This window comes from Arthrobacter sp. HY1533, assembly GCF_027568515.1.
Lineage (GTDB): Bacteria > Actinomycetota > Actinomycetes > Actinomycetales > Micrococcaceae > Specibacter.
Genome location: NZ_JANKZF010000018.1, coordinates 68,908 through 86,595, shown reverse-complemented (window position 1 = coordinate 86,595; position 17,688 = coordinate 68,908). Strand labels below are relative to the sequence as shown.

General features: G+C 68.6%; 19 protein-coding genes. 15 read left to right on the top strand and 4 right to left on the bottom strand.

The annotated features are described in order from the left end of the window. Nucleotides 1-3 precede the first annotated feature (3 nt). Nucleotides 4-1,362, top strand: a complete 1,359-nt coding sequence (locus tag PCK14_RS14240; RefSeq protein WP_269939161.1) for a M16 family metallopeptidase — start codon at nt 4-6, stop codon at nt 1,360-1,362. Here PCK14_RS14240 and PCK14_RS14235 read toward each other — a convergent pair. Continuing rightward, nucleotides 1,359-1,664, bottom strand: coding sequence for a hypothetical protein (locus PCK14_RS14235; protein WP_269939160.1), 306 nt, complete (start codon nt 1,662-1,664; stop codon nt 1,359-1,361). The genes PCK14_RS14240 and PCK14_RS14235 overlap by 4 nt on opposite strands. Before the next feature lie 115 nt (nt 1,665-1,779). On the opposite strand from PCK14_RS14235, the gene PCK14_RS14230 reads away from it, so the two are divergent. Then, entirely contained in the window at nt 1,780-2,856 is a 1,077-nt protein-coding gene (locus tag PCK14_RS14230) for a helix-turn-helix transcriptional regulator (protein WP_269939159.1), read from the top strand. Between the two features lie 10 nt (nt 2,857-2,866). Here the strand turns inward: PCK14_RS14230 and PCK14_RS14225 are convergent, their stop codons facing one another. Next, nucleotides 2,867-3,148 (bottom strand): MoaD/ThiS family protein, encoded by a 282-nt coding sequence (locus PCK14_RS14225; protein ID WP_269939158.1) that lies wholly within the window; start codon nt 3,146-3,148, stop codon nt 2,867-2,869. Between the two features lie 2 nt (nt 3,149-3,150). Then, on the bottom strand, nt 3,151-4,224 hold the full coding sequence (gene moaA, locus PCK14_RS14220; protein WP_269939184.1) for a GTP 3',8-cyclase MoaA: 1,074 nt from the start codon (nt 4,222-4,224) through the stop codon (nt 3,151-3,153). Nucleotides 4,225-4,359: 135 nt separating this feature from the next. On the opposite strand from moaA, the gene PCK14_RS14215 reads away from it, so the two are divergent. Genes PCK14_RS14215 through PCK14_RS14185 form a run of 7 tightly spaced genes read left to right on the top strand, consistent with a single transcriptional unit; the run spans nt 4,360 to nt 9,255 of the window. Next, nucleotides 4,360-5,670, top strand: a complete 1,311-nt coding sequence (locus PCK14_RS14215; RefSeq protein ID WP_269939157.1) for a molybdopterin molybdotransferase MoeA — start codon at nt 4,360-4,362, stop codon at nt 5,668-5,670. Nucleotides 5,671-5,723: 53 nt separating this feature from the next. Then, nucleotides 5,724-6,218 (top strand): cyclic pyranopterin monophosphate synthase MoaC, encoded by a 495-nt coding sequence (gene moaC / locus PCK14_RS14210; protein WP_269939183.1) that lies wholly within the window; start codon nt 5,724-5,726, stop codon nt 6,216-6,218. After that, complete coding sequence (locus tag PCK14_RS14205; protein WP_269939156.1) at nt 6,215-6,715, top strand: MogA/MoaB family molybdenum cofactor biosynthesis protein; 501 nt, start codon at nt 6,215-6,217, stop codon at nt 6,713-6,715. The genes moaC and PCK14_RS14205 overlap by 4 nt, the downstream gene beginning before the upstream one ends. After that, the gene (locus tag PCK14_RS14200) at nt 6,705-7,214 is read left to right on the top strand and encodes a molybdenum cofactor biosynthesis protein MoaE (protein WP_269939155.1); all 510 of its coding nucleotides are present in this window, start codon (nt 6,705-6,707) and stop codon (nt 7,212-7,214) included. The genes PCK14_RS14205 and PCK14_RS14200 overlap by 11 nt, the downstream gene beginning before the upstream one ends. A gap of 10 nt (nt 7,215-7,224) precedes the next feature. Next, nucleotides 7,225-7,983 carry a 4-hydroxy-tetrahydrodipicolinate reductase gene (gene dapB, locus PCK14_RS14195; RefSeq protein WP_269939154.1) on the top strand — a complete coding sequence of 253 codons (759 nt, stop codon included), beginning with the start codon at nt 7,225-7,227 and terminating at the stop codon, nt 7,981-7,983. A gap of 4 nt (nt 7,984-7,987) precedes the next feature. After that, nucleotides 7,988-8,449, top strand: coding sequence for a hypothetical protein (locus PCK14_RS14190; RefSeq protein WP_269939153.1), 462 nt, complete (start codon nt 7,988-7,990; stop codon nt 8,447-8,449). Nucleotides 8,450-8,454: 5 nt separating this feature from the next. Further along, on the top strand, nt 8,455-9,255 hold the full coding sequence (locus PCK14_RS14185) for an alpha/beta fold hydrolase (protein ID WP_269939152.1): 801 nt from the start codon (nt 8,455-8,457) through the stop codon (nt 9,253-9,255). A gap of 14 nt (nt 9,256-9,269) precedes the next feature. On the opposite strand, the gene PCK14_RS14180 is transcribed toward PCK14_RS14185, so the two are convergent. Further along, nucleotides 9,270-10,112 carry an SGNH/GDSL hydrolase family protein gene (locus PCK14_RS14180; RefSeq protein ID WP_269939151.1) on the bottom strand — a complete coding sequence of 281 codons (843 nt, stop codon included), beginning with the start codon at nt 10,110-10,112 and terminating at the stop codon, nt 9,270-9,272. Nucleotides 10,113-10,199: 87 nt separating this feature from the next. Here PCK14_RS14180 and dapA point away from each other — a divergent pair, with 87 nt between their 5' ends. The 6 genes from dapA to PCK14_RS14150 all read left to right on the top strand — a co-directional run bounded on the left by dapA (nt 10,200) and on the right by PCK14_RS14150 (nt 17,594). After that, on the top strand, nt 10,200-11,111 hold the full coding sequence (dapA, locus tag PCK14_RS14175) for a 4-hydroxy-tetrahydrodipicolinate synthase (RefSeq protein WP_269939150.1): 912 nt from the start codon (nt 10,200-10,202) through the stop codon (nt 11,109-11,111). Beyond that, nucleotides 11,108-12,799, top strand: coding sequence for a ribonuclease J (locus PCK14_RS14170; protein WP_269939149.1), 1,692 nt, complete (start codon nt 11,108-11,110; stop codon nt 12,797-12,799). Before dapA ends, PCK14_RS14170 begins: the two co-directional genes overlap by 4 nt. Before the next feature lie 168 nt (nt 12,800-12,967). Next, complete coding sequence (locus PCK14_RS14165; RefSeq protein WP_269939148.1) at nt 12,968-15,856, top strand: FtsK/SpoIIIE family DNA translocase; 2,889 nt, start codon at nt 12,968-12,970, stop codon at nt 15,854-15,856. Between the two features lie 52 nt (nt 15,857-15,908). Continuing rightward, on the top strand, nt 15,909-16,511 hold the full coding sequence (gene pgsA, locus PCK14_RS14160) for a CDP-diacylglycerol--glycerol-3-phosphate 3-phosphatidyltransferase (protein WP_269939147.1): 603 nt from the start codon (nt 15,909-15,911) through the stop codon (nt 16,509-16,511). A gap of 1 nt (nt 16,512) precedes the next feature. Further along, the gene (locus PCK14_RS14155) at nt 16,513-17,007 is read left to right on the top strand and encodes a CinA family protein (RefSeq protein ID WP_269939146.1); all 495 of its coding nucleotides are present in this window, start codon (nt 16,513-16,515) and stop codon (nt 17,005-17,007) included. A gap of 146 nt (nt 17,008-17,153) precedes the next feature. Continuing rightward, a complete protein-coding gene (locus PCK14_RS14150) occupies nt 17,154-17,594 on the top strand; it encodes a helix-turn-helix domain-containing protein (RefSeq protein WP_269939145.1) in 441 nt (146 codons plus the stop codon). Nucleotides 17,595-17,688: the final 94 nt, after the last annotated feature.

Genomic DNA, 17,688 nt, shown 5'->3' with positions numbered 1-17,688 from the left:
TTCATGGCGATCACCCTTTTGCCGCTTCTCAGCGCTGCCGACGGACACAACGGCAGTGACTCAACCATCATCTCCGGACAGGCCGGCGGCGCAGTAGTGCGCCGCTCGGTCCTGCCCGGCGGTGTGCGGGTCCTTACCGAGTCCATGCCCGGACAGCGCAGTGCGACAATCGGGTTCTGGGTTGGTGTTGGCTCTCGGGATGAAACCGAGGGCCAACACGGCTCAACCCATTTCCTTGAACACCTGCTGTTCAAGGGGACCAGGCGCCGCACGGCCCTGGAAATCGCCTCCGCCTTTGACGAGGTGGGCGGCGAATCCAACGCCGCAACGGCGAAGGAAAGCACCTGCTACTACGCACGCGTGCTCGACACCGACCTGCCCATGGCCATCGACGTCATTGCCGACATGGTCACCTCAGCCGTGATTGACCCGGCCGAGCTGGAGCAGGAACGCGACGTCATCCTGGAGGAAATCGCCATGGACGGCGACGACCCCACCGACGTGGCGCACGAAAAATTTGTGGAGGCCGTCATGGGCCGCCACGCCCTGGGCCGCCCCATCGGCGGCACCCCCGAAGCCATCATGGCAGTGCCCCGCGCATCAGTGTGGGAGCACTACCAAAAGCACTACCGGCCCGAGACGCTCGTCATCACGGCCGCCGGCGGCCTTGACCACGATGCCGTGTGCGCCATGGTCATGGACGCCCTGCGCACCGCCGGCTGGTCCCTGGACGAGGGCGTGGCACCCGTGCCCCGCCGCTCCAGCGAACCCGTCGAGGTTACCGGCACCGCCGGGCTGCACGTGGTCAACCGCCAGGTGGAGCAGGCCAACATCATCATGGGCTGCCCGTCACTGCGCGCCACGGACCCCCGCCGCTACGTCATGAGCGTGCTCAACTCGGTCCTGGGCGGCGGCATGTCCTCGCGCCTGTTCCAGGAGATCCGCGAGAAGCGGGGCCTGGTGTACTCCACCTATTCCTTCGCCTCCTCTTACGCCGACACCGGCTACTTCGGCATGTACGCCGGATGCGCCCCGGCCAAGGTGGGCCAGGTCATTGGCCTGCTCACCGAGGAACTGGAAAAGCTGGCCGAGCACGGCGTCTCGGACGAGGAACTGAAGAAGGCCCTGGGCCAGCTCTCCGGTGGCATCGTCCTGGCCCTGGAGGACAGCGGATCACGCATGTCCCGCCTGGGCCGGGCGGAACTCGTCACCGGCGAATTCCAGGACATTGACGAATCCCTGTCCCGCATCCGCCAGGTCACGGCCGCCGAGGTCCAGGAGCTGGCCCGCGAGCTGGCCGCAGCCCCGCGGACCATCACAGTGGTTGGCCCCTTCGACGAGACCGAGACGTTCGGCCTCTAGGACCCGCCCTTGGGCACGGGCAGGCTGAGCTGTTCAACGATGCGTGTCTTGGGTCCGCCGGCCAGTGCCGGGGAAGCTGCCGGTGTGGACCACACCTGCGACCTCAGGCGCCCCAGGAACAGCTCAGCCTCCCCGGCCGTGGCGAAATCCAGGTCCAGGACCACGTAGTGGTCCTCGCCCACTGGCCGGTACACGCGTTCGGCGAGAACCCCCGAGGCGGCACGCCCCAGCGGATCGGCCTGGTAGGCCCCCAGCCACATGCCGAAGTCCTTGATGCCGTGTTCAATCTGCAAGGTGTGCATTGCCCTTTCCTTTCGTGGGAACTGATGCCTTGAGGCTAGGCCCGCGGGCAGCGTGGCACCATCCCACAAATCTGGGAATCCATGCCCAGTCTGTGTGGGCGCGCATACTGGAATCATGACCAGCGAATGGGCCCTGCACCGCTGCCTGGAGCGGATCGTGGCACTGGGGGATGCCCGGCTGGACAGCCACGCCTACCGGACCGGGGTCCTGGCGCAGCTGCACGCCGTCGTCGGTCATGACGCCTGGGTCTGGCCGCTGGCGGACCCCGTCACCACCGTCGGGATTGCACCCATGGCCCAGGGCCCTTTTGCCGGGGAGCTGCCGGCGCTGATCTCCCTGCGCTACCGGACCCCCGTCAACCGGTGGACATCATTGCCGCGCAACCCCTCGCGTGCGGTGTCCCTGAAGCAGGCCACGGGGGATGAGCCGGCCCGCAGTGCCTTGTGGCCGCTCCTGTCCCGTTTCGGGGTGGTGGACGTCTTGTCCGTTGCCTTTGCCGACCGCTGGGGCCTGTGGGGTTGGCTCGAACTGTGGCGGGTGCAGGGCCAGCCGGACTTTTCCCGCGCCGAAGCGCAGGTCCTGCAATCCATGGCGGCGGCGATTGCCACGGGCCTGCGGCAATGCTCCGCCCGGGAGTTCCAGCGCGGCGCCCCGGACGGTCCAACGCCGGGCCACCGTCAGGCCGTGCTCGTGCTGGCCGACGACTTGTCCATTGTGAGCCAGACCGAATCGGCGGCCCCGTGGCTCGAACTGTTGCAGCGGGCACCGCGCCCGCACCAGGGTGTGCCGGCCGAGGTGTTGAACGTGGCTGCGCAGCTTCTGGCGGTGGAGTGCGGCGTCGACGCCCATCCGGCCCGCTCGCGCGTCCATGTGGGAGACGGGGTGTGGGCCAGCCTTTCAGCCGCCAGGATGACGACGGGCGTTGCCGGAGCCCCTGCGCCGATTGCCGTCACCATTCAGGACGCCCTGCCCTCGGAACGGATCGAGGTCTTCGAACGGTGCTTCGCCCTGAGCCCGCGTGAATGCCAACTGCTGGAACTGGCCGCGAGCGGGGCGGACACGGCAGCGCTGGCACGCGCCATGGCCATCAGCAGGTACACGGCCCAGGATGTCTTCAAGTCGCTCTTTGCCAAGTGCGGAGTCCAAAGCAGGGGCGCCCTCCTGGCCCTGGCACTGGGGCCCCTGGCGTAGGAGGGTGTTGTCAGCCGCCGGCGAAGGGCGGCAGCACGTCCACAACGTCGCCGGGGGAGAGTTCCGTGGACAGGTCCCGGGCGGCCACCTCATTGAGCAGGAAACTGCAGCGGGTCAGGATTTCACCCAGCGGGGGAGTGCCCGCCGAGGCCGACGCCGGGAAGCTTGCGGCCAGCAGCCCGGACAGGTCCGCAAGCGTGAAGGGTCCGGATGTGGTCAGCGCGGCGAGGTCCACCCGCTGCTCCTCAACGCCCGTGGCTGCGGCTGCCGCTGCAAAAAAACGTACGAACATGCTCATCCTCCGATGGCGCTCATGCTGCGGTCAGGCTGCACAAAGTCGGCGTCGCCGAGCCCGGGGTGGCCCATGCCGTGGGCGCGCGGCTTGGCCCACATGGCGTCCTGCCAGCGGGCGGCGACGGCGTCGTCGTCGGCCGCGGAACCACCGGCCCGCAACAGGGCCAGCAAATCAACTTCGGTGCGGGAGAACAGGCAGCTCATGACCTTGCCCTCGGCCGTGATGCGGGTGCGGCGGCAGTCGGCGCAGAACGGCTCGGTCACCGAGGCGATGATGCCCACGGTGCCCAGCAGCTCCGCGGAGCCGTGCCTGCGCACCTCGAAGCGCTCCGCCGGGGCGCCGTCGCGGGCGCGGGGGTCGGCGGAGAGGTCAAAGTCAGCGGCCAAAAGGTCACGGATCTCCGCCGCCGTGATCATGCCCTCGCGGGTCCAGCCGTGGTCTGCGTCCAACGGCATTTGTTCGATGAAGCGCAGCTCGTAGCCGCGGTCCAGCGACCATTGCAGCAGCTCTGCGGCGTGGGCGTCGTTGATGCCGCGCAGCAGCACCGCATTGATCTTCAGCGGCGTCAGCCCGGCCGCAGCCGCAGCCTCGATGCCGGCCAGGACCTGGTCAAGGAAGGGGCGGCGCGTGAGCTGAAGGAAGGCGTCGTGGCGCAGGGTGTCCATGGAGACGTTGAGCCGCGTCAGCCCGGCGTCGGCCAGCGCCTGGGCCCGCTTGGCCAGCCCCACGCCGTTCGTGGTCAGCGAGATGGGCAGCTTCGGGTGGTTGCGGCGCAGGGCGGCAATGATCTCCACGAGGTCGGCCCGCACCAGAGGCTCGCCGCCGGTCAGGCGCAGTTCGCGCACGCCCAGCCGGTCCACGCCGAGCCCCACGAGCCTGACAATTTCGTCGGCAGTGAGCAGCTTGTCCTTCTTCAGCCATTCCAGGCCGGCCTCCGGCATGCAGTACGAGCAGCGGAGGTTGCACTTGTCCGTCAGCGACAGGCGCATGTCGGTGGCCGTGCGGCCGAACTGGTCCAGCAGGCCTGACGCATCGCCGCCTGTCCGTGGCGCGCCGACGGTGCCGGGGCGCATTTCCGGGATGCCCAGGGCCACGCTTTTGCTCTCCATGGTTCAACGCTACGCCATTTATTGAGTTCCGGCGCCCTGCCGGGCCGCTCGCCTAGGATGGGGGCAGTGGTGCCGTCCGGCGCCGGTTGGAAGGATGCCATGCGCAGGACAGTCGCAGAACACCAGGAAGCCGTTGAGCGGCTGTTGCGCCGCAGCTGGGCCGGAGGGCCCCTCTCGGCAACGCACGACGGCGGCACGGAGGTGCCGCTGGGCCTGGCCCGCGGGCGGGTGCTGGCAGCGGACCTCATGGCCCCCGTGGACCTGCCGCCGTTCGCCAATTCCCAGATGGATGGCTACGCCGTCATGGTCGATGATGTACAACCGATTTCGGCTGATTCTGCCAAATCAACCTCCTACCGGGTTGCGGAGACCATAGCTGCGGGTGCCGTTCCCCGCGACCTGGAAGCCGGCACCGCCGCCCCCATCATGACCGGGGCCATGCTGCCGCGCGGCGCCAATGCCGTGGTGCCCGTGGAAGCCGCCGTCCCTTCGCTCTTTGCCGACCCCGGTGATTCCGTGGAGCTGCCTGCCACCACGGCCGGCCGTTTTGTGCGCAGCCAGGGCTCCGATGTGGCCCGGGGCAGCCTGGCCATCGCCGCCGGCACTGTGCTGAACGCCGCACACCTGGGCCTGGCCGCCGCCCTGGGCTGCACGTCACTGGCGGTGCGGCGCAAGGTGCGCGTCCTTCTTGTCACCACGGGGGACGAGGTGCTGTCACCGGGCGACCCCGCCGCGGCCGCAGGCCTGCCCCCGGGCATGATCTTTGACGCCAACGGGACCCTGCTCGGCGCCGCCCTTGAAGAGGCCGGCGTTGAGGTGCTGCACACCCACATGGTCAGGGACGAGCCCGCCGCGCTGCTGGCACTGCTGGATGACCAGTTGGGCGCCGCAGGCAGTGAAGCAGGGGGCATACCCGGTGCGGACCTGGTCATCTCGGTGGGCGGCATCAGCGCCGGCGCCTTCGAGGTGGTGCGCATGGCGCTGGGCAGTGCGGGGCCGGCGGCCCAGATGGAATTTGTGTCCGTGGCGCTGCAGCCGGGCGGGCCGCAGGGCCTTGGCAGCTACCGGGGCGTGCCGTTCCTGGCGTTCCCGGGCAACCCCGTCAGCTCCTATGTTTCGCTGGAACTGTTCCTGCGCCCGGCCCTGACCGAGCTGCTGGGCGCACCCGTCCCGCGCCGGCGAGTTGTGGCAGTTCTTGAACACGGCCTGAGCTCACCCGCCGGCAAGCACCAGATCCGCCGTGGCGTCTACTCCGGCCCCGAATTTGAGGCGGCCCCCTCGGTCCGCGAGGTGGGCGGGGAATCGTCCCACCTTTTGGGCTCCCTGGCCCAGGCCAACGCACTCATCAGCATCCCCGCGGGGGTCACCGAATTGCAGCACGGGGCAAAAGTGGAAGTATTGCTGTTGTGACTACCCCCGATTCCCCAGCACTGACCCACTTGCGCCGCGACGGCACGGCCGCCATGGTCGATGTCTCCGAGAAGGCCGTGACCACCCGGGAGGCCACAGCCACCGGCACCGTGTCCACGACCCCGGAGGTCATGGCCCTGCTGGGCTCCGGCGGCCTGCCCAAGGGCGACGCCCTGGCCGTGGCCCGCGTGGCCGGCATCATGGGCGCCAAGAAGACACCGGACCTCATCCCGCTGTGCCACCCGCTGCCCATCTCCAAGGCCACGATTGACTTTGAGCTCGGCGAAACCACCGTCACCATCCTGGCCACGGTAAAGACCCGCGGCGTCACGGGCGTGGAGATGGAGGCCCTGACTGCTGTTTCCGTGGCCGCACTGAGCGTCTATGACATGATCAAGGCCGTGGACAAGCACGCCGTCATCTCCGGCATTCAGGTCCTGGCCAAGTCCGGCGGCAAGAGCGGCGACTGGGTAGCCCCCGCAGGCAGCCCCGGCCCAGGCAGCCCCGGCCCCGGGAACCCTGCCACCGAAACCGGGGCCCGGCAGTGAGCGCCTGCGAGCCGGGCACCTCCCTGGGGACGGCCGCCGTCGTCATTGCCTCGACCCGCGCCGCCCTGGGCCAATACGAGGACCGCACCGGGCCCGTCATTGCCGACTGGCTCCGCGAGCACGGCTTCGACGCCCAGCCGCCCGTCGTGGTGCCGGACGGCGCCCCCGTCGGAGCGGCCCTGCGCGCGGTGTTGGCCCAGGGTCCCGCCGTAGTCATCACGAGCGGCGGCACGGGCCTGAGCCCCGACGACCAGACCCCCGAAATGACGCTGCCGCTGCTGGACCGCGAGATCCCCGGCATCATGGAGGCCATCCGCTCCGCGGGCCTGGCCAAGACGCCCATGGCGGCCCTGAGCCGCGGCCATGCCGGCCTGGCCGGGACCACGCTCATCGTCAACCTGCCCGGCTCGCCGTCGGGCGTCATGGACGGGCTGGCCGTGCTGGACCCCATCATCAAGCACCTGCTGGAGCAGGCGGGCGGCCACCATGGCCACTAACGTCGAGGTCGTCGCGGCACTGTTGAGCGCCGCCCCCATTTCCGTCGACGCCGCGATTGCCGCCGTCGAATCCGACGCCGCCGGGGCTGTGGTCAGCTTCAGCGGCGTGGTCCGCAACCACGACGGCGGCCGCGCGGTCCAGCGCCTGTCCTACAGTGCCCACCCGCTCGCGCTGGGCGTGCTCAACAACGTGGTCTCCTCCCTCGCGGACGGAGCCCGCGACCCGGACGGGCACCCCGTGCGCGTCTGGGTCGCCCACAGGGTGGGGCCCCTGGAGATTGGCGACGCGGCGCTCGTGTGCGCCGTGGCCTCCTCCCACCGGGCCGAGGCCTTCGAGCTGTGTTCGGCCCTCGTGGAGCGCATCAAGGCCGAGGTGCCCATCTGGAAGGAACAGTTCTTTGCCGACGGCGGCGTGGAATGGGTGGGCGCCGGCACCGTGCCGGGGACCGCACCAGGTGAACCGGACGGGCCGGACGAGCCCGGGGCCGAAAGCCAGTAGGCTTAAACGCATGACTGAATTGCTGAAGGTGGCCGTGCTCGGCGCCAGGGGACGAATGGGAACGGCCGCCGTTGCGGCCATCGACGCGGCGGCCGACATGGAGCTCGTCGCGGCGCTGGGACGCAGCGACTCCCTTGACGTCCTCCTGGAGCGCGGCGCGCAGGTTGTGGTCGATTTGACCGTGCCGGATTCCACCGAGGCCAATGTGCGCTTCGCCGTGGAGCACGGCATCCACGCCGTTGTGGGCACCACCGGCTGGGACGCCGGGCGCCTGGCCGCGCTGGAGGCGCTGCTCGCCGGGCACCCGCAGGCCGGCGTGCTGATCGCCCCCAACTTTGCGCTGGGCTCGGTGCTGGCCACCCGCTTCGCCGCCCAGGCAGCCCGCTACTTCGACTCCGTGGAAATCATTGAACTGCACCACCCGCGCAAGGTCGACGCCCCCTCCGGCACGGCCCTGCGCACGGCCCAGCTCATTGCCGCCGCCCGCAAGGCAGCCGGCGTCCCGGCCGCCCCCGACGCCACGGAAACCGAGCTCGACGGCGCCCGCGGCGCCTCCGTGGACGGCATCCCCGTGCACAGCGTCCGCCAGGCCGGCCTCGTGGCCCACCAGGAGGTGCTGTTCGGCAGCAACGGCGAGGCCCTGACCATTCGCCACGACTCGTTCAACCACGAATCCTTCATGCCCGGTGTGCTGCTCGGCGTGCGCACCGTGGGCACCCGCCCCGGACTCACGGTGGGCCTGGACGGCTACCTCGATTTGGAGGGCTAGGGCCATGGCAGCGCTCAAGCTCAGCAAAACCAAGATTTGGGTGGGCCTGATCGCCCTCCTGCTCGTCTTCTACATGGTCATCATGCTGCAGCGCTCCTTGCTGCTGATGGGCGACCCCGACTGGACCGCCAAGCTTCTGGGCGCCGCGTACCTGCTGATCCCCTTCGTGGCGGCCTGGGCGCTCATCAGCGAACTGCGCTTCGGCGCCACCACCGAGGCCATGGCCAAGGTCCTGGAGGCCGAGGGCGGGCTGCCCGAGGACAACCTTCCGCGCACACCCGGCGGCCGCATTGTCCGGGCCGCCGCCGACGCCGAATTTGAGAAGTACAAGCTCGAGGCCGAGGCCGCGCCGTCGGACTGGCGTTCCTGGTTCCGGCTCTCCTGCGCCTACGACGCCGCCGGCGACCGCAAGCGCGCCCGCCAGGCAATGCGCGACGCCATCGCCATTTACCGCACCAAGGCCTGATCCACGTGCCCGTTGCGCAGAACCCGTCCGACGGCGTCGAACTCGCCTGGGATTCCGTGGGGGAGGGGCCGGCGCTCCTGCTGGTCCATGGCAGCGCCCTGAGCAAGGCCATCTGGCGCGGCTTTGGTTTCACCAAGGCGTTTCGGGACGACTTCCGCGTCATCACGATGGACCTGCGCGGGCACGGCCGCAGCGGCAAGCCGGACACGGCGGCGGCCTACGCCATGGAGACGCTCGTGGAGGACGCGCTTGCCGTGCTGGACGCCGCCGGTGCCCCTGCCGCCCACTACGGCGGCTACTCGGTGGGCGCCCGCATGGGCTTCTCGCTGGCCGCCACCGCCCCGGAACGCATGCTGTCCTTCACCTCGCTGGGCGGCGGCTACGGCATTGCCCCCGGCAGCATTGGCCGGCTCTTCTTCCCCGAGTACGACGACGCCCTCGGCACCGGCGGCATGCCCGCCTTTGTTGCGGGCTGGGAGGCACGCATCGGGCGCCCCCTGGATGCCCAGACGCGCGCCGCCTTCCTGGCGAACGACGCCGCAGCCCTGCGCGCCTACTTCGCCCAGACCCAGGCGGACGCACCCGTCCCCGAGTCGGCCCTGGCCGCCATCACCACCCCGGCGCTGCTCATGGCCGGCACACAGGACCGGTCCCGGCACCAGGATTCACGCAGGGCGGCGGAGCTCATGCCCAATGCCCGCTTCGTGGAGCTGCCCGGCCGCAACCACGGCAACACCCTGATACCGGCCCAGCCCATCCTGGCTGAGTGGCTGCCGTTCCTGGCCTCGCTCACGCCCCAGCGCTAGGGCTGTCAGCAGGCTCAGTCGGTGCCCGGGCGCAGCGGCGGCACGGCCACGGCACCCGGCCGCGGCAGGCCGCCGTCGTACGCTGCCAGGACGGCCGGGACCAGGGCCAGCGACGCAGAACGGTAGCCCATGCTGGAGGGGTGGAAGCCGTCCACGGAAAACATGTCGCGCGGGTCTGACAGGAAAATCTGGCGCACGGCCCGGCCCAGCAGCACCGGATGCGCGCCGGCGGCCGCGGCGGCCTTGAACTGGGCCCCGGCCAGCCGGCGCGACATCTGCCCGCCAAACTCACGCAGCGGCTGCGGCAGCGACGGCAGCGTGTCAAAGTCCGGCACGGTGCCCACCACCACCTCGCTGCCCAGCCCGCGCAGCAGCGCAATGGCATCCTGGAGCGCCCGGATTGAACCGGCCAGCGGCACATGCCCCGTGAGGTCGTTGCCGCCCACAATGATGACTGTGATGTCCGGCAGGAAGCCCTCGGGCAGCGAATTGACCTGGGCGGGCAGGCCCTCGGTGCGCGCTCCCACCACGGCAATGGTGCGCAGTTCAACGGCGCGGTGCGCATGCTCGGCCAGCGCACGGGCCAGGTTGGCGCCCAGGGTCGCCTCGGCTGTGGTGGCGCCCAGGCTGTCCGCGACGGAGTCCCCGGCCACGGCCAGCCGCAGCGGGTTTCCCCAGGCGGCGCAGTACACGGTGTCGGCGTCGGGTCCGCGGTCGCCCAGGCGGTGGCCCACATGCGCCTTCGCCGCCTTGCCCTCCTCGCGGAAAAGCACCGCCACCCCGCCCACGGCAGCGGCCACGCCGGCCGCCGCAACGGCCGCCGCCGCCGAGATCCGCCCGATCTTCGAAACCTCCATGTCCGGAAGTATATTCTCATCCACGCGGGTGCCCACAGCATGGTCAAGGTTGCGTGAAAACGCCCAACAACAGGTAACGTTTTAGGCATGTCTGTCACTCAAATCTCACCCCGCACCTTCGGAACACTGGTGCCCGCCATGGTCACCCCCTTCACCGCCGATGGGGCAGTGGACTACAAGGCCGCCGGCGAGCTGGCCAACAAGCTGGTCGACGACGGCTGCGACGGCATCCTTGTCACCGGCACCACGGGTGAAACCTCCACCCTGACGGACGAGGAAAACCTGGGCATGTTCCAGGCCGTGATTGACGCCGTGGGCGGCCGTGCCCGGGTCATCGCCGGCACCGGCACCAACGACACCCGCCACTCCATCAGCCTGTCCCAGCGCGCGGCCAAGCTGGACATCGACGGCCTGCTCATTGTCACCCCGTACTACAACAAGCCCAGCCAGGCCGGCATTCAGGCCCACTTTGAGGCCATCGCCGACTCCACCGAACTTCCCGTGATGCTCTATGACATTCCCGGCCGCGCCGGGGTGCCCATCCTCACGGAAACCATCATCCGCCTGGCCAACCACCCGCGGATCACGGCGCTCAAGGATGCCAAGGCCGATTTCACCGAGACCAGCCGCGTGCTGGCCAACACGGACCTCGACGTTTACTCGGGCGACGACGGACTGACGCTGCCGCTCATGGCCGCCGGCGCCGTCGGACTTGTCAGCGTCAGCGCACACGTGGCCGCGCCCCAGTTCCGCGCCCTCATCGACGCCGCGGCCGCAGGCGACTTTGTCACCGCCCGCAAGATCCACTTCGAGCTGGACGCGGTCATCCGCGCCACCATGGGGCATGTCCAGGGCGCCGTGGCCGTCAAGCAGATCCTCAAGTGGCAGGGCGTCCTGGCCAACTCAGTGGTCCGCCTTCCCCTCGTGGAACCGGGCGAGGCCGAGATTGCCCTGATCAAGGCAGACCTGGCCGAGGCCGGAATGGACTTCCGCTCATGACCCAGACCACCGAGCCCGGCCTGCGGACACCGCCGCAGCTGGCCCCCGGCACGCTGCGGATCGTCCCGCTGGGCGGCATCGGCGAGATCGGGCGCAACATGACCGTCTTTGAAATGGACGGCAAGCTGCTCATCGTTGACTGCGGTGTGCTGTTCCCCGAAGAGGACCAGCCCGGCGTCGACGTGATCCTGCCCGACTTCTCCTACATTGCCGAGCGGCTGGACGATGTTGTTGGCGTGGTCCTGACCCACGGGCACGAGGACCACATTGGCGCCGTGCCGTACCTGTTGCGCCTGCGCGCCGACATCCCCCTGATCGGCTCCCAGCTGACCCTGGCCTTCATCGAGGCCAAGCTCATGGAGCACCGCATCAAGCCCGTCACGCTCACCGTCAAGGAAGAGCAGGTGGAGCAGCTGGGCCCGTTCGAATGCGAGTTCGTGGCCGTCAACCACTCCATCCCCGACGCCCTGGCCGTGTTCATCCGCACCGCAGGCGGAAACGTCCTGCACACGGGCGACTTCAAGATGGACCAGCTTCCGCTGGACGGGCGCATCACCGACCTGCGCCACTTCGCCCGCCTGGGCGAGGAGGGTGTTGACTTGTTCCTGGTGGACTCCACCAACGCCGACGTGCCCGGCTTCACCACGGGCGAGGCCGAGATCGGGCCCACCCTTGAGGCCCTGTTCGGCAAGGCCGACCGCCGCATCATTGTGGCCAGCTTCTCCTCCCACGTGCACCGCGTCCAGCAGGTCCTGAACGCGGCCGTGCTGCACGGGCGCAAGGTGGCCTTCGTGGGCCGCTCCATGGTGCGCAACATGGCCATCGCCGCCAAGCTCGGCTACCTCCACGTGCCCGAGGACGTGCTGGTTGACCTGAAGAACGTGGGGGAACTGCCGGACAACAAGGTGGTCCTCATGTCCACCGGCTCACAAGGCGAGCCCATGGCAGCACTGTCCCGCATGGCCAACGGCGACCACAAGATCAAGGTGGGCACCGGTGACACCGTCATCCTGGCCTCCTCCCTGATTCCGGGCAACGAGAACGCCGTGTTCCGGATCATCAACGGCCTGCTCAAGCTTGGCGCCGACGTCATCCACAAGGGCACGGCCAAGGTCCACGTCTCGGGCCACGCCGCAGCCGGCGAGCTGCTGTACTGCTACAACATCCTCAAGCCCAAAAACGTCATGCCCGTGCACGGCGAAACCCGGCACCTGATCGCCAACGCCAAGATTGCCATCTCCTCCGGCGTGCCGGCCGAGAACGTGCTGCTGACCGACGACGGTTCCGTGATCGACCTGGCGGACGGCGTTGCCACGATCACCGGCCAGGTGGAATGCGGCTTTGTCTACGTGGACGGTTCCAGCGTCGGGGAGATCACCGACGCGGACCTGAAGGACCGCCGCGTGCTGGGCGATGAGGGCTTCATCTCCATTATCACGGTGGTCAACCGCGCCACGGGCAAGATTGTCACGGGCCCTGACATCCACGCCCGCGGCGTTGCCGAGGATGATTCCGTCTTTGACGAGATCAAGCCCAAGATCGCCGCCGCATTGGAAGAGGCCGTCATGGCCAGCACCGACCACACCACCCACCAGCTCCAGCAGGTGGTGCGCCGCGTGATCGGCACCTGGGTCAACCGCAAGCTGCGCCGCCGCCCCATGATCATCCCGGTGGTCCTGGAGGCATAACCTCCGGTCTCTCGCACCAAATGACACCGATCCCGCTTTCCGACACCGATATCTCGGGATCGGAAAGCGGGACCGGTGTCATTTTTGCCCCGGCGCTGTGCCGTCCACCACGGCCCGTTCGGCGCTGAAATCCGCATGGTTGCGCGCCACTGGCGGTAACGTGGAGGCATGGCGACTCGTTCTTCCCCCGCCCGTCCGTCCTCCGGTCAGAAGGGTGGCGCGTCTTCACGCGCACCCAAGACCACGAAGATGCCGGTGCCCCGCAGCAAAACCCCCGCACCCGTGGAGGTCCACCGCGTGTGGCCCGTGCGCCTGGCCGTCGGATTCTGGCAGGGCCTGGGCCATCTCGTGGGCGGGGCCGTGCGGCGCATGGGCACCGACAAGAGCCACATGCCCGCCGAGGAACGCCGAGACGGCGCCGGGCTGCTGTTCTTCGTCCTGGCCCTGGTCATTGCAACATTTGAATGGTGGGGGCTCAGCGGCCCCGTGGCCGACGCCGTGCAGGGCGTCTTCCAAGGCACCTTTGGCTGGTTTGCCGCACTGCTGCCGCCCATGTTCCTGGTCTTCTCCGTGCTGGTGTTCCGCCAACCCGGCAACATGCCCGTCAACAACCGCGTGGCCCTGGGCTTCGCCATCATGACAGTGGCCGGTTGCGCCCTGGCCCACGTGGCCGCCGGCAACCCCGACATTTCCAACGGTTTCGCCGGGCTCAGCGCAGCCGGCGGCATGGTGGGTGCCCTCGCCGGGGGCCTCGTGGCCAAGCTCGGTTCCGTGACAGCCATGGTGTTCTTCTCAGTGGTCGCCTTCGCCAGCGTCCTGGTCCTCTCCAACACCCCCGTGCGCCACATCCCCGACCGCCTGCGCGGCATCTACGACAAGCTCATGGGCACGCCCGGCGCGGGCGCGGATGCCGCCACCGGTGACGGCCACGACCAGAGCTACCTCTACGGCGGGGACGAAGCCCCCGCCAAGAAGAAGTCGCGCAGCCTGCGGGCCCGCCAGAAGGCGGCCCGCGAGGAGGCCGAGTACGAGGACGTGCTGGGCACCGAGGCTTTCGCCACCCCGCTCATCGAGTTGGACGACGACGGCAACGAGGCGCCGCCGTTGGCCGCGCCTTCCCTGCGCCCGGGCGTCCGCCGGCCCACCCGCGACCAGCTGGCCGCGGACAAGATCAAGGCCCGCCAGGGCCTGCCCACGTCCTCGGACGTGTTTGACGGCCAGGACGGCGAACCGGCCACCGAGGCGATCGGTATTGTCACGGCCAACGTGGCCGGTGCCGGCGTGTACGACCTCGACTCCGCCGTGGCACAGTCGATCCCGGCCCCGCCGCTGGCGCCCCCGGCACCCATCCCCGCACGCTCCGAGCAGCTCCAGCTCTCGGGCGACGTCACCTACACGCTGCCGGAATCCGACTTCCTGCCCGCGGGCCCTCCCGGCAAGGACGCCACGGCCGCCAACGACACAGTGGTTGCGGCCCTGACCGACACACTGAACCAGTTCAACGTGGACGCCGCCGTGACCGGCTTCAGCCGCGGCCCCACCGTGACCCGCTACGAGATTGAGCTGGCACCGGGCACCAAGGTTGAGCGTGTCACGGCCCTGAGCAAGAACATCTCCTACGCCGTTGCCTCCTCGGATGTGCGTATCCTCAGCCCCATCCCGGGCAAGAGCGCCATCGGCATCGAGATCCCCAATGCGGACAAGGAAATTGTTGTCCTGGGCGACGTGCTGCGCTCCGCCAACGCCCGCCGCACCGAGCACCCCATGGTCATGGGTGTTGGCAAGGACGTCGAGGGCGGCTTCGTTGTGGCCAACCTGGCCAAGATGCCCCACCTGCTCGTGGCCGGTGCCACGGGTGCCGGAAAGTCCTCGTTCGTGAACTCCATGATTGTCTCGATCCTCATGCGGGCCACACCCGACGAGGTCCGCATGGTCATGGTGGACCCCAAGCGCGTGGAGTTGACGGCGTACGAGGGCGTGCCGCACCTGATCACCCCCATCATCACGAACCCGAAGAAGGCCGCCGAGGCGCTGCAGTGGGTGGTCCGGGAAATGGACACCCGCTACGACGACCTGGCCAACTTCGGCTTCAAGCACATTGACGAGTTCAACAAGGCAGTCAAGGCCGGCAATGTGCACCCGCCTGTCGATTCCAAGCGCGTGGTCAAGCCCTACCCGTACCTGCTGGTGATCGTGGACGAGCTTGCAGACCTGATGATGGTGGCCCCGCGCGATGTGGAAGATTCCATCGTGCGCATCACCCAGCTGGCCCGTGCGGCCGGCATCCACCTGGTGCTGGCCACCCAGCGCCCCTCCGTGGACGTGGTGACGGGCCTGATCAAGGCCAACGTGCCCTCCCGCATGGCCTTCGCCACCTCCTCCGTCACCGACTCCCGCGTGGTCCTGGACCAGCCGGGGGCTGAGAAGCTGCTGGGCCAGGGTGACGCACTGTTCCTGCCCATGGGCAAGTCCAAGCCCGTGCGTGTCCAGGGCGCCTGGGTCACCGAGGCCGAGATCAAGGCCGTCGTGGACCACGTCAAGGGCCAGCTGCAGGCCACGTACCGCGATGACGTGGCCGCCGAGGCGCCCAAGAAGGTCATCGAGGACGACATTGGTGACGACCTGGAGCTGCTGCTGCAGGCCACCGAGCTGGTGGTCACCACGCAGTTCGGTTCAACCTCCATGCTCCAGCGCAAGCTGCGCGTTGGCTTCGCCAAGGCGGGCCGGCTCATGGACCTGCTCGAATCCCGAGGCGTGGTGGGCCCCTCGGAGGGCTCCAAGGCCCGCGATGTGCTGGTCAAGCCCGACGACCTCGCCGAAACCCTCGCCGCGATCCGTGGCGACGGCCCGGCGGTGGGTGGAGCCGCCGTCGCACCTTCCCCCATTGACCCCATGACCGAGGCGCTGGCCGAGAACGCGAACGCCAACCACGGCTGGGGCGGGGACCTGGTGGCCGAGGACCTGGCCAACCGCCCGCAGGCAGTGGAGTACCACGACGGTGCCGACGGCGGCGACGACGAGGACGGCGAGGACGCATGGTCGCTGACCGGACGCTAGGCGGCTGGGCCGGGAATGCCGCCGCGGGCCACTTTGCAGATAGCCTTGCACTGTGAATGAATCGGTGGCGCCGCGCCCTTCGAACTGGAACCTGCCCAACGCCCTGACGCTTTTGCGGATCGTGCTGGTGCCATTCTTCATCTGGGCCTTCCTGGCCGACGGCGGCGCCTATGGCCCGCTGCGCTGGGTGGCCGTGGCCCTGTTCGTGGTGGCCATCTACACCGACAAGCTCGACGGCGACATCGCCCGGGCGCGCGGGCTCATCACGAGCTTCGGCAAGATTGCCGACCCCATTGCCGACAAGCTGCTGATCGGCTCGGCCCTCATCATGCTCTCCGCGGTGGGGGAGCTGTGGTGGTGGGTCACCATCTTGATGCTGGTGCGCGAGATCGGCATCACCCTGCTGCGGTTTGTGGTGATCCGCTACGGCGTCATGGCCGCCTCCAAGGGCGGCAAGCTCAAGACAGTGCTGCAGACAGTGGCCATCTTTGTCTACCTGCTGCCCGTCACCCCTGCCGTGCCGTGGCTCTCGGTCGTGGCCCTGGTCATCATGCTGGCGGCCCTGGCCGTCACGGTTGTGACAGGCGTGGACTACGTGGTCAAGGCCATGGCGCTGCGCAACTCCGGCCGGGCCGGGCGCACGGCAGGCCGCTAGCATGGCGGAAGAGGCCCAGTTGTCAGCCCTCGTTGCCGCGGCGGTGGCTGCCGGCATCACGGTGGCCACGGCCGAATCGCTCACCGCCGGCATGGTTGCCGCGGAACTGGCCCGGGCCCCGGGCGCCTCGGGCATGCTGCAGGGCGGTGTGGTCGCCTACCAGAACTCCGTCAAGGCCCAGCTGCTGGGGGTTCCCGCCGATCTCCTGGATTCCCGCGGCGCCGTGGACCCGGACGTGGCCTGCGCCATGGCCCTGGGTGCCTGCCGGGCGGCCGGTGCAAGGGTGGGCATTTCCACCACGGGCGTTGCCGGGCCGGAGCCCCACCAGGGCAAGGATGTGGGGCACGTCTACATTGGGGTTGCCCTCGACGGGGAGGCCCAGCCCTATGAATACCACTTTGCCGGAGACCGGGAAATGATCCGCCTGCAGGCCACCCAGGAGGCCATTTCCCTGCTGGAACAAGTTGTCAAGGCAGCCGGGGAACAAAAATTGTGAGCAGATAGTTAGTCATAGTGAACGCAAAGTGGTCACATCCCCTCTAGGATGAAATCACTGGGCGGGCAGGGCGGCTTTCGGGAGAATCCCGGGCGGCGGCCCATTCAAGGAAACGCAGTGATAGAACGAGGAGTAAGGCGATACCGATGGTGAAACAACCCGTATCCGTAAACGGCGTGGTGCGCTGGCGGGATGTGGGTTTGGCAGACGTCCAACCGCAGCAGCAGAAGGAGCGCAAAATGGTGGTGCTTCGTCACGAAATTGGTGATGTTCTGCGGGATGTGCGTCAACGTCAAGGCCGCACTCTCCGTGAAGTTTCGCACAATGCACGCGTCTCGCTGGGCTACCTGAGCGAGGTGGAGCGTGGGCAGAAGGAAGCGTCCTCAGAGTTGCTTTCTTCCATCTGCTCCGCACTGGACGTGCCGCTGTCGCTCATGCTCCGTGAAGTGAGCGACCGTCTGGCCATTGCCGAAGGCGTGGCTGTCCCGGACACTGTTCCCCAGGAATTCTCGGCACGCTATGGCCGCGACCTCAATGAGGAACTCTCCGATGAATTGAGCAAGGGACTCATGTCCAACGCATTCTAGGCTTCACCGATCCGGCCGCCACGTGTGTTGGCGGCCCAACAGGCTGTTGAAGGACCCCGTCAAGTTTGACGGGGTCCTTTTCTGTGCCCGGGGC

Excerpts from the sequence above, each read along its gene's own strand:
- PCK14_RS14240 (WP_269939161.1), top strand. The coding sequence starts at position 4 with ATGGCGATCACCCTTTTGCCGCTTCTCAGCGCTGCCGACGGACACAAC.
- PCK14_RS14235 (WP_269939160.1), bottom strand. The coding sequence starts at position 1,664 with ATGCACACCTTGCAGATTGAACACGGCATCAAGGACTTCGGCATGTGG.
- PCK14_RS14230 (WP_269939159.1), top strand. The coding sequence starts at position 1,780 with ATGACCAGCGAATGGGCCCTGCACCGCTGCCTGGAGCGGATCGTGGCA.
- PCK14_RS14225 (WP_269939158.1), bottom strand. The coding sequence starts at position 3,148 with ATGTTCGTACGTTTTTTTGCAGCGGCAGCCGCAGCCACGGGCGTTGAG.
- moaA (WP_269939184.1), bottom strand. The coding sequence starts at position 4,224 with ATGCGCCCCGGCACCGTCGGCGCGCCACGGACAGGCGGCGATGCGTCA.
- PCK14_RS14215 (WP_269939157.1), top strand. The coding sequence starts at position 4,360 with ATGCGCAGGACAGTCGCAGAACACCAGGAAGCCGTTGAGCGGCTGTTG.
- moaC (WP_269939183.1), top strand. The coding sequence starts at position 5,724 with ATGGTCGATGTCTCCGAGAAGGCCGTGACCACCCGGGAGGCCACAGCC.
- PCK14_RS14200 (WP_269939155.1), top strand. The coding sequence starts at position 6,705 with ATGGCCACTAACGTCGAGGTCGTCGCGGCACTGTTGAGCGCCGCCCCC.
- dapB (WP_269939154.1), top strand. The coding sequence starts at position 7,225 with ATGACTGAATTGCTGAAGGTGGCCGTGCTCGGCGCCAGGGGACGAATG.
- PCK14_RS14190 (WP_269939153.1), top strand. The coding sequence starts at position 7,988 with ATGGCAGCGCTCAAGCTCAGCAAAACCAAGATTTGGGTGGGCCTGATC.
- PCK14_RS14180 (WP_269939151.1), bottom strand. The coding sequence starts at position 10,112 with ATGGAGGTTTCGAAGATCGGGCGGATCTCGGCGGCGGCGGCCGTTGCG.
- dapA (WP_269939150.1), top strand. The coding sequence starts at position 10,200 with ATGTCTGTCACTCAAATCTCACCCCGCACCTTCGGAACACTGGTGCCC.
- PCK14_RS14170 (WP_269939149.1), top strand. The coding sequence starts at position 11,108 with ATGACCCAGACCACCGAGCCCGGCCTGCGGACACCGCCGCAGCTGGCC.
- PCK14_RS14165 (WP_269939148.1), top strand. The coding sequence starts at position 12,968 with ATGGCGACTCGTTCTTCCCCCGCCCGTCCGTCCTCCGGTCAGAAGGGT.
- PCK14_RS14155 (WP_269939146.1), top strand. The coding sequence starts at position 16,513 with ATGGCGGAAGAGGCCCAGTTGTCAGCCCTCGTTGCCGCGGCGGTGGCT.
- PCK14_RS14150 (WP_269939145.1), top strand. The coding sequence starts at position 17,154 with ATGGTGAAACAACCCGTATCCGTAAACGGCGTGGTGCGCTGGCGGGAT.